The organism is Oleispirillum naphthae (assembly GCA_027864655.1).
Lineage (GTDB): Bacteria > Pseudomonadota > Alphaproteobacteria > Rhodospirillales > Rhodospirillaceae > Oleispirillum > Oleispirillum naphthae.
The window spans coordinates 161,433-171,083 of the sequence record JAQAZG010000008.1 but is presented as its reverse complement, the minus strand read 5'-3'; the positions used below and the strand labels follow the sequence as shown (position 1 = coordinate 171,083).

General features: G+C 68.5%; 9 protein-coding genes and 1 pseudogene. 8 read left to right on the top strand and 2 right to left on the bottom strand.

The genetic code is table 11. The annotated features are described in order from the left end of the window. Window positions 1-297 (bottom strand): annotated as a pseudogene (locus O7R11_RS10590) (2-oxoglutarate decarboxylase); the annotation flags it as partial. A 417-nt stretch (window positions 298-714) separates the two neighbouring features. Continuing rightward, window positions 715-2,322 (bottom strand): phosphoenolpyruvate carboxykinase, encoded by a 1,608-nt coding sequence (locus O7R11_RS10585; protein WP_337997485.1) that lies wholly within the window; start codon window positions 2,320-2,322, stop codon window positions 715-717. A gap of 300 nt (window positions 2,323-2,622) precedes the next feature. On the opposite strand from O7R11_RS10585, the gene O7R11_RS10580 reads away from it, so the two are divergent. From O7R11_RS10580 to ptsP, 8 genes are all read left to right on the top strand, one after another. Further along, entirely contained in the window at window positions 2,623-3,027 is a 405-nt protein-coding gene (locus O7R11_RS10580; RefSeq protein WP_337997484.1) for a copper chaperone PCu(A)C, read from the top strand. 50 nt (window positions 3,028-3,077) lie between these two features. After that, on the top strand, window positions 3,078-3,800 hold the full coding sequence (locus O7R11_RS10575; RefSeq protein ID WP_337997483.1) for a response regulator transcription factor: 723 nt from the start codon (window positions 3,078-3,080) through the stop codon (window positions 3,798-3,800). A 30-nt stretch (window positions 3,801-3,830) separates the two neighbouring features. After that, window positions 3,831-5,534 carry a stimulus-sensing domain-containing protein gene (locus O7R11_RS10570; protein ID WP_337997489.1) on the top strand — a complete coding sequence of 568 codons (1,704 nt, stop codon included), beginning with the start codon at window positions 3,831-3,833 and terminating at the stop codon, window positions 5,532-5,534. Between the two features lie 31 nt (window positions 5,535-5,565). Then, entirely contained in the window at window positions 5,566-6,042 is a 477-nt protein-coding gene (locus O7R11_RS10565) for an HPr kinase/phosphorylase (protein ID WP_337997482.1), read from the top strand. Beyond that, window positions 6,039-6,920 carry an RNase adapter RapZ gene (gene rapZ, locus O7R11_RS10560; RefSeq protein ID WP_337997481.1) on the top strand — a complete coding sequence of 294 codons (882 nt, stop codon included), beginning with the start codon at window positions 6,039-6,041 and terminating at the stop codon, window positions 6,918-6,920. The genes O7R11_RS10565 and rapZ overlap by 4 nt, the downstream gene beginning before the upstream one ends. Before the next feature lie 123 nt (window positions 6,921-7,043). Next, entirely contained in the window at window positions 7,044-7,445 is a 402-nt protein-coding gene (locus O7R11_RS10555) for a PTS sugar transporter subunit IIA (protein ID WP_337997480.1), read from the top strand. Window positions 7,446-7,510: 65 nt separating this feature from the next. Then, window positions 7,511-7,747, top strand: coding sequence for an HPr family phosphocarrier protein (locus tag O7R11_RS10550; RefSeq protein WP_337997488.1), 237 nt, complete (start codon window positions 7,511-7,513; stop codon window positions 7,745-7,747). Then, on the top strand, window positions 7,737-9,512 hold the full coding sequence (gene ptsP / locus O7R11_RS10545; RefSeq protein ID WP_337997479.1) for a phosphoenolpyruvate--protein phosphotransferase: 1,776 nt from the start codon (window positions 7,737-7,739) through the stop codon (window positions 9,510-9,512). Before O7R11_RS10550 ends, ptsP begins: the two co-directional genes overlap by 11 nt. The last annotated feature ends 139 nt before the right edge of the window (window positions 9,513-9,651 follow it).

Below are 9,651 nucleotides of genomic sequence, written 5' to 3'. Positions count from 1 at the left end.
CACCACGCCGTCCTCGTAGTGGCGGTAGCCGAGCAGGTTCTGCCCGCGCAGCAGCATCTGCAAGGGCGTCTTCGGCATCAGCTTCTTGAAAGTTCGCAGGCGCTCCCAGGGGTCCTCGTTGAGGAAGCGGATGCAGGAGTCGTACGTCGCGCCGCCCCAGCATTCCAACGACCAATAACCTGCGTTGTCCAGATCCTCACAAGCGGGAACCATGTCCTCCATGGCCATGCGCGTCGCCAGAAGACTCTGGTGCGCATCCCGCAAGATCACGTCCGTGATCTCCACCACCCGTGTCATCGTTGCTTTCTCACAGTTATTCGGTTGGGAATTATCCGTCCTTTCGGAGGCATGCCGCCTCTTTCTCCGCCATGCGAAGAGCCGGATCGGGCGGAGGCCGGAAGGACTCCGAACCGGCCTCGCGATCGCGCTCGCCCATCACCGAAACTCTTCCCAAAACGGACTCGAACGACGCGAATTTACCGCCTTTCCCCCCGCCTGACTCGAAAAAGAAGAAAAAACTTTTGCGGGAAAAACTTAAGGAAACCTACGGGCCCCGGAAAAAAACCAGGCCGGGGCTTTGCCCGTCTCGGCCGCCTTGCCGCAAGTTCAGGGGCACGGCGTCTACCGTTCCGGAGGCTATTCGGTTTTTCCGCGCCCTGCCGACGCAAAACGCCCCGGAGAGGTCTCCGGGGCGTTTTTTCCGTATGCGGAGGCTCATGCCTTGCCGCGGATGGCGACCTTCTTCACCGCGTCGGAGACGTGGGGTTCGTACTGTTTGAAGTTGGCCTCGAACATCCCGGCGAGCTTGGCCGCGGTGGCGTCGTAGGCGGCCTTGTCCGCCCAGGTTTCGCGCGGCTGCAACACCTCCGGCGGCACGCCGGGGCAGGCATCGGGGATCATCATGGCGAACACCGGATCGGGCGCGAAGCCCGCCTTCGCCAGATGGCCGTCGAGCGCGCCGTGCACCATGGCGCGGGTGTAGGCGATCTTCATCCGCTTGCCGACGCCGTAGGGGCCGCCCGACCAGCCGGTGTTGACCAGCCAGCAGTTGGTGTCGTGCTTGCGCATCAGGTCGGCCAGCAGTTCGCCATAGACCCAGGGGTGCCGCGGCATGAACGGCCCGCCGAAGCAGGTGGAGAAGGTGGCCGAGGGTTCGGAGACGCCCTTCTCGGTGCCCGCGACGCGCGCGGTATAGCCGGAGAGGAAGTGGTACATCGCCTGTTCCGGCGTGAGCTTGGAGATCGGCGGCAGCACGCCGAAGGCATCCGCGGTGAGCATGATGATGTTGCTCGGCTGGCCGCCCTGGCCGGTTTCCGACGCGTTGGGGATGAACCACAGCGGATACGAACCGCGGGTATTCTCGGTATAGCGGTCGTCGGTGAGGTCGAGCCGCCGGGTGTTGGGGTTCATCACCACGTTTTCGAGGATGGTGCCGAAGCGCCGCGTGGTGGCGAAGATTTCCGGCTCCGCCTCGGCGGAGAGGTTGATCACCTTGGCGTAGCAGCCGTTCTCGAAGTTGAACACGCCGTTCGGGCCCCAGCCGTGCTCGTCGTCGCCGATCAGGGTGCGCGACGAATCGGCCGAGAGCGTCGTCTTGCCGGTGCCGGAGAGGCCGAAGAACACCGCGACGTCGCCGGTGGAGCCGATGTTCGCCGAGCAGTGCATCGGCAGAATGCCCTTCGGCGGCAGCAGGAAGTTGAGGATCGAGAACACCGACTTCTTGATTTCGCCCGCATACGAGGTGCCGCCGATGACCACCAGACGGCGGGTGAAGTTGACCACCACGAAGATGCCGGTGCGGGTGCCGTCGCGCGTCGGGTCGGCGTGGAAGGACGGGACCTGCAGCACCGTGAAGTCGGGCACGAAGTCCTCCGCCTCTTCCCGGGTCGGCTGGAGGAACATGTTGCGGCTGAAGTGGGCGTGCCAGGCCTGCTCGGTGATGATGCGCACCGCCAGGCGATGGTCCGGGTCGGCGCCGGCGAAGCGGTCCTGCACGAACACGTCGCGGCCGATCATGTAGTCGCACATGCGGGCGACCAGCGCGTCGAAGCGGTCGCGGTCGAACGGCACGTTGACCTTGCCCCAGTCGGTGGTGGCTTCGGTAATCGCGTCCTTGACGGTGAATTTGTCGTTGGGGGAACGTCCGGTGTGTTCCCCGGTGAGCGCGACGAACGCGCCGTAGCGCGACAGGTGGCCCTCGTTGCGCTTCACCGCCATTTCGACGAGTTGCGCGGTGGACAGGTTCCAATACACGCGGCCGACGCCACCCAGACCCAGCTTATCGACCCCGTGCTTACTAATGACCGGACCAAGATTTTCCACGTTCAGGTCTCCCCAAAAGTTCATGCGGACAGCCGGTCTCGACCGTCTCCGCATGCGCCGTCCGCCCCGTCCCGACAGGCGGCGCAAGCGGTGACCGACGGTCACCGGCCTTAACGGTCCAGCATAGCGCGCTTCCGCAAAAGCCGGAACCGGCCAGTGCCCTTGCGGCAACGAAATCCGGCCTGCGAGCGGCACCTTCGCGAATCACACTATTCAGAGACCGTGGTATAAGATATGTCGCTTGATGAGGAGGTTAAGGGGGAGACGATGCACATTCGGCTTTTTTACGCAATCTTCTGCATGATCCTTGCGTCGCCGGCCTCCGCCGCCGCGGCCGAACTCGGCATCTCCGGCGTTTGGGCGCGCGCTTCCGCGGGCATGGCGCGGGCGGGCGCCGCGTTCATGACCATCGACAACCCCAATCCGCAGGCCGACGCGCTGATCGCCGCGGAGGCGGGGGTTTCGGGCGTGGTGGAGCTGCACACCCATATCGACGACAACGGCGTGATGCGGATGCGCAAGGTTCCGCGCATCGCGGTGCCCGCGAACGGCCGGACGGAGATGAAGCCGGGCGGGCTGCATGTGATGTTCATCGGGTTGACCGCGCCGCTCAAGGAAGGGCAGCGCTTCGACCTGACCCTGGTGTTCGAGAAGGCCGGGCGCATCGTCGTTCCGGTCGAGGTGAAAAGCGCGAAGGCGCGCTGAGAGCGTTAGGTGTCCAGTCAACGGGGCGGAAATCCGGGAGGATCATAGCCGTGTCGTATACGATTACCCTGGTCGATGACGACCGCAACATTCTGGCTTCGGTGTCCATGGCCCTGGAGGCCGAGGGCTTCAAGGTCGCGATGTACCACGACGGCGCCGAGGGGCTGGCCGGCATCGCCGCCGAACCGCCGGATCTGGTGGTGCTCGACATCAAGATGCCGCGCATGGACGGCATGGAAATGCTGATGGAGCTGCGCAAGAACTCCGCGGTGCCGGTGATCCTGCTCACCTCCAAGGACGAGGAGGTGGACGAGGTGCTCGGCCTGCGCATGGGCGCGGACGACTACATCAAGAAGCCGTTCTCGCAGCGCCTGCTGGTGGAGCGCATCCGCAGCCTGCTGCGCCGCGGCGAGGTGAGCCGCCAGCGCAAGCTTTCCGGCGGCGACCCGGACGCGGTGTCCGGCGAGGCGCTGGTGCGCGGCGACCTAGTGCTCGACCCGGCGCGCCACATGTGCGCCTGGAAGAGCCGCCCGGTGGACCTCACCGTCACCGAGTTCCTCATCGTGCAGGCGCTGGCGGTGCGGCCCGGCCACGTGAAGAGCCGCGACCAGCTGATCGACGTGGCCTACGGCGAGCACATCTACGTGGACGACCGCACCATCGACAGCCACATCAAGCGCATCCGCAAGAAGTTCCGCGACGAGGACGACAGCTTCGCCAACATCGAGACCCTCTACGGCGTGGGCTACCGTTACCGCGAGAAGATCGAGTAGGCCGATGCGCCGGGAGCCCGCATCGTGGCGATGATGCCGCCCGGAGACGAAGCGCGCGCCGCCGAGGCGTCCGGGCGGACGCGCCGCCTCCGGCGCATCTCGCCGCTCACCCGCAAGATCCTGGCGGTCAACCTGCTGGCCCCGGTGCTGCTGGTGCTCGGCGCGCTCTACCTCGACACCTACGAGCAGGGGCTTCTGCGCTCCGAGCTCGAGTCGCTGCGCGAGCAGGGCGAGATGATCGCCTCCGCGGTGGCGGAAAGCTCGGTCTCCGGCGACCCGACGAGCGGCTCCTCCGCCGAAGACGGCGGATACGGCTACCGCCTGCTGCCGGAACAGGCGCGCCACATGGTGCGCCGCCTCTCCGCCCACAGCGGGCGGCGGGTGCGCCTGTTCGACGCCGCGGGCGCGCTTCTCGCCGACAGCCGCTATCTCTTCGTCTCCGGCGGCGTGGTCGAGGTCTCCGCGCTGCCGCCGCAATCGCCCTATCCCGCCGCCGACCGCGTGCTGCGCTGGTTCAACGACAAGGTGGTGAGCCTGCTCGGCCACCTCTCGTCCGAAGAAGGGCCGCCGGTCTACACCGCCGCCCCCGCCGACCCGGTGGCCACCTACGAGGAGCTCAACGCCGCGCTGCGTTACGGCGAAACCGCAGAGGCGCTGCGCCGCGGCCGCACCACCAAGGTGCTCTCCGTCGCGGTGCCGGTGCAGTACTACAAGCAGGTGGTGGGCGCGGTGCTGATCAGCGCCAGCACCCGCGCGGTGGATGCCGACGTGTTCCAGGTGCGCAAGGCGATCCTGCGGCTGTTCCTCATCACCCTCGGCGTCACCGTGCTGCTGTCGCTCTACCAGGCGGGCACCGTGGTGCACCCGCTGCGCCGTCTCTCCCGCGCCGCGGCCCAGGTTTCCAGCGGCGGGCGCGGCCGCATCCCCGACCTGTCGCGCCGCGACGACGAGATCGGCGACCTCTCCCTCGCGCTCGGCCAGATGACCGAGACGCTGTGGAACCGCATCGAATCCACCGAGCGCTTCGCCGCCGACATCGTCCACGAGGTGAAGAACCCGCTGTCCTCGATGCGCAGCGCGGTGGAAACCGCAAGCCGCATCGACGATCCCACGGCGCGGAAGCGCCTGCTCGCGATCATCGGCGAGGACGTGCAGCGCATCAACCGCCTGCTCAGCGACATCGCCGACCTCTCCCGCGTCGATGCGGAACTGATGAAGGCCCCCACCGAGCCGGTGGACATCTGCGCCATGCTCACCGCCATCGCCGAGGTGGAGAGCCTGCCCTCCGACGACGGCGCGCCCGCCATCGCGCTCGACCTGCCGCGCGGCGAGGATCTGTGGATTCCCGGCTCCGAGGGCCGCCTGGTGCAGGTGTTCCGCAACCTCATCCGCAACGCCGTGACCTTCAGCCCGCCGGGCGGGGTGATCACGCTGCGCGCCTATGCCGGGGCCGACGAGTTCGGCCCCACGGTATCGGTGGAGGTGGACGACGAGGGCCCCGGCATCCCCGACGGCAAGGAGGCGACGATCTTCGACCGCTTCTATTCCGAACGCCCGCCGGGGGAGAAGTTCGGCACCCATTCGGGCCTCGGGCTCGCCATCTCCAAACAGATCGTCGAGGCCCTGGGCGGCCGCATCTCCGCGGTCAACCGCCACGACGCCGAGGGGCCGCACGCCCCCGGGGCGCGCTTCACCCTGGTGTTCCCGCGGCTCGGCGCGGGTCACGGCCATTGACAGGCGGCGCGGGCCGCGCGACGGTGAGCGGATGAACGCAAGCGCCCCCGCCTCCACCGTCGTCCACGCCTCCACCGTCGCCATCGGCGGTCTCGCGGTGCTGATCTCCGGGCCGCCCGGCTGCGGCAAGTCGGACCTCGCCCTGCGCCTGATCGACCGCGGCGCACGGCTGGTCGCCGACGACCAGACCGAGGTGGACCTCTGCGCCGACGGCACCCTCGCCGCGCGGGCGCCCGCCACCATCGCCGGAAATATCGAGGTGCGCGGCCTCGGCCTGGTTTCGGTGCCGGGCGCGGCCGCGCCGGAGGAAACCTTCCCCGTCGCCCTGGCGGTCTCCGTGGAAACCTCGACCAGCGCCGTGGAGCGCCTGCCCGAACCCGAAACCGCCGAAATTCTCGGCGCCGCGGTGCCCGTGGTCGCGGTGTTCGGCTTCGCCGCCTCCGCCGCCGTGGTGGTGGAAACCGCACTCGCCGCGGTGCGGGGCGTTCGCACATGGGTGCACGGATGAGCACCGCCTCCGCCCCCGAAGTGGTGGTGGTCACCGGGCTTTCCGGCGCGGGCAAGTCCACCACGCTCAAGACCTTCGAGGACCTGGGCTACGAGGCGGTGGACAACGTGCCGCTGTTCCTGCTGCGCCGGATGATCGGCGGCGCCGCCGGCCCCGAGGGGGCACGGCGGCCGCTCGCCATCGGCGTGGACATCCGCACCCGCGACTTCGACGTCGCGGCGATCCGCCGCTTCGTCCGCGACGTGGAAAAGGCGGGCATGGCGCGGCCGCGCGTGGTCTTCCTCGACTGCGACGACGACGTGCTGCAACGCCGCTACACCGAGACGCGGCGCCGCCACCCGCTCGCCGCCGACCGCCCCCTCGCCGACGGCATCGCGCTCGAGCGCCAGTTGCTCGCGCCGCTCAAGGACGGCGCCGACGACGTCATCGACACCTCCGACCTGCCGCCCGGCGCGCTCAAGACGATGCTGCTCACCCGCTACGGCCTCGCCTCCACCGGGCTGCACGTGTTCGTCACCTCGTTCTCGTTCCGCCGCGGCCTGCCGCGCGAGGCCGACCTGGTGTTCGACGTGCGCTTCCTGCGCAATCCGCACTACGATACGGCGCTGCGCGACCTCACCGGACGCGACGCTGCGGTACAGGACTACGTGGCCGCCGACCCGGACTTTCCGGAGTTCCTCGGCCGCCTCACCGCCCTTCTGGACCCGCTGCTGCCGCGCTACGTGACCGAGGGCAAAAGCTATCTCACCATCGCGGTGGGCTGCACCGGCGGGCGGCACCGCTCGGTGTTCGTCGCCGAGCGCCTGGGCGCCTGGCTCGCCGAGGCGGGCTACGGCACCTCGGTGCGCCACCGCGAGTTGCAATCCCCGGGGTCCTGAGGCGTCTGCCCGAAAATCTTGAAAGCGGGCGCAAAAACCGGCTCAATAGGGACCCTTGCGGAGCGGAGAAGCGAAGGGCCGGATTCGGGAAGATCCGGACAGAGGGAAGGAACCAATCGCGCAATGATCGGCATGGTACTCGTCACCCACGGCCGTCTGGCCGAAGAATTGATCGCCGCCCTGGAACACGTGGTCGGCCGCCAGGAGCAGGTGAAGGCCGTGTGCATCGGACCCGACGACGACATGGAACGCCGCCGTCAGGACATCATGGACAGCGTCGCCGCGGTGGATAGCGGCGAAGGCGCGGTGGTGCTCACCGACATGTTCGGCGGCACGCCGTCGAACCTCGCCATCTCGATCATGGACAAGACCCGCATCGAGGTGATCGCCGGGGTCAACCTGCCGATGCTGATCAAGCTCGCATCGGTGCGCGACAGCGAGACCCTGAACGATGCGGTGATGAGCGCCCAGGAGGCCGGGCGCAAGTACATCAATGTCGCCTCCAAGCTGCTGGCGCAGCCCTGAGTCCCTATGGAGAGTACGCGTTGACGAAGACTGCCCTGACCGACCGCGAAGTGACGATCCGCAACATGCGCGGCCTGCACGCCCGCGCCGCCGCCAAGTTCGTGAAACTGGCGAGCGGCTTCGACGCGCGCGTCTCGGTGTCCAAGAACGGGCAGACCGTCTCGGGCGAATCGATCATGGGCCTGATGATGCTGGCGGCCGGTCTCGGCTGCGCCATCCGCCTCTCGGCGGAAGGCGCCGAGGCGGAGGCCGCGCTGAACGCTCTCTGCGACCTGGTGGAAGCCAAGTTCCATGAAGATTGACGATCAGCCGATTCCGGAATTGCCGACCCGGATAATGCACGGCCTGGGGGTCAGCCCCGGCATCGCGCTCGGCATCGCCTATGTGCACGAGACCGGCGGCCTCTCGGTGATCGAATACTGCATCCCCGAGGCCCGCATCGCGCAGGAGGTCGCGCGCTTCCGCGAGGCGGTGGCCCACGTCGCCGCGGACCTGCGCAAGATCCAGGAGGATGTCCGCCGCCTGCCCGGCCAGAGCGCCGAGGAAGTCGCGGTGATCCTCGAGGCGCACGTCCTGATGCTGAAGCGCTCGCGCCTGGTGCGCGGCGTCGAGACCCTGATCGCCGAGAAGAGCATCAACGCCGAAGCCGCGGTGAAGCACCAGATCGACGATCTGATGGAGACCTTCGCGGCGATGGAGGACGGCTACCTCGCCGGGCGCGCCGACGACGTGCGCGACCTCGGCCAGCGCCTGGTGCGCCGCCTCGGCCACGGCGAGGGCACGCCGTTCGCCGACCTGCCGCGCCAGTCCATCGTGCTCGCCGACGAGCTGACCCCGGCAGACACCGCGCAGATGGACCCGGCGCGCGTCGTCGCCTTCGCCACCGAACTCGGCGGCATCGCCAGCCACACCGCGATCATGGCGCGCTCGCTGGGCATTCCGGCGGTGGTCGGGGTTTCCGGGCTGACCCACAACCTCTGCGCCGGCTGCACGGTGATCGTCGATGGCACCGCCGGGCGGGTGATCCTCAATCCCACGTCGGAGCAGTTGGCCGACTACCGCAAGTGGCGCGCCGCGGCGCTGCGCCGCTTCCGCTCGCTCAACCGCCTGCGCGCACTCCCCGCGGTGACCAGGGACGGGCTGCGCGCCACCCTGCTCGCCAACATCGAACGGCCGGAGGAAACCAGCGCCGCGGTGCTCGCGGGGGCCGAGGGCATCGGCCTGTTCCGCTCCGAATTCCTCTACATGAACCGCGACGACGTGCCCACCGCCGACGAACAATACGGCATCCTGCGCAACGTCGTGGAGCGCATGGACGGCCTGCCGGTGACCTTCCGCACCCTCGACGTCGGCGGCGACAAGCTCTCCCGCCTGTTCGACCTCGCCGCCGGGCCGAACCCGGCGATGGGCCTGCGCGCGGTGCGCCTGTCGCTGGCGCGGCCGGAGTTGCTGCGCGCCCAGTTCGAGGCGGCGTTCCGCGCCGCCCGCCACGGGCCGGTGCGCGTGCTTCTGCCCATGGTCGCCTCGCCGGACGAACTGCGGCAGTGCCGCGTGCATTATGCCGAAACCTTCGCCGCGCTGAGCCGCGCCCGCGTGGCCCTGCCCGACGAACCGCCGCCCTTGGGCGTGATGATCGAGGTGCCGGGCGCGGCCCTGAACGCCGACGCCATCGCCAAGGAGGCGGATTTCCTCTCCATCGGCACCAACGACCTGACCCAGTATACGCTCGCCATCGACCGCTCCGACGAGCAGGTCTCCCACCTCTACGACAGCATGCACCCCGCGGTGCTGCGCCTCATCCACTTCACCACCGAGGCGGGCCGCCGCGCCCGCGTGCCGGTTTCGGTGTGCGGCGAGGTGGCGGGCGACCCGCACTACACCGGGCTTCTGCTCGGCATGGGCATCAAGGAGCTCTCCATGGCGCCGGGCAACCTCTTGTTCGTCAAGGCGCAGGTGCGCCAGATGGAGGCCGCAGCGGCGCACGCCCTGGTGCAGGCGGTGCTGCGCCAGTCCGAAGGCACGGAAATCCGCGCCCTGGTCGCCGCCTTCAACGGCGAAGACGCGTAAACGCCAAAACTTCGTGGGGGACCTTGGCCCCCCCACACCCCCCATAACTTTTGGTTTTTGCGCGCAGCGCCATAGGACCGTCACGCGGCTTGACGGTTGACAGCCGCTACACGGCGAAAAACTAAGGGGAGGTGCGGGG

What these genes read in the sequence shown, in the direction of transcription:
- O7R11_RS10550 (WP_337997488.1), top strand. Translation starts at nt 7,511, where the DNA reads ATGCGCGGCCTGCACGCCCGCGCCGCCGCCAAGTTCGTGAAACTGGCG.
- O7R11_RS10580 (WP_337997484.1), top strand. Translation starts at nt 2,623, where the DNA reads ATGATCCTTGCGTCGCCGGCCTCCGCCGCCGCGGCCGAACTCGGCATC.
- O7R11_RS10555 (WP_337997480.1), top strand. Translation starts at nt 7,044, where the DNA reads ATGATCGGCATGGTACTCGTCACCCACGGCCGTCTGGCCGAAGAATTG.
- O7R11_RS10570 (WP_337997489.1), top strand. Translation starts at nt 3,831, where the DNA reads ATGATGCCGCCCGGAGACGAAGCGCGCGCCGCCGAGGCGTCCGGGCGG.
- ptsP (WP_337997479.1), top strand. Translation starts at nt 7,737, where the DNA reads ATGAAGATTGACGATCAGCCGATTCCGGAATTGCCGACCCGGATAATG.
- O7R11_RS10565 (WP_337997482.1), top strand. Translation starts at nt 5,566, where the DNA reads ATGAACGCAAGCGCCCCCGCCTCCACCGTCGTCCACGCCTCCACCGTC.
- rapZ (WP_337997481.1), top strand. Translation starts at nt 6,039, where the DNA reads ATGAGCACCGCCTCCGCCCCCGAAGTGGTGGTGGTCACCGGGCTTTCC.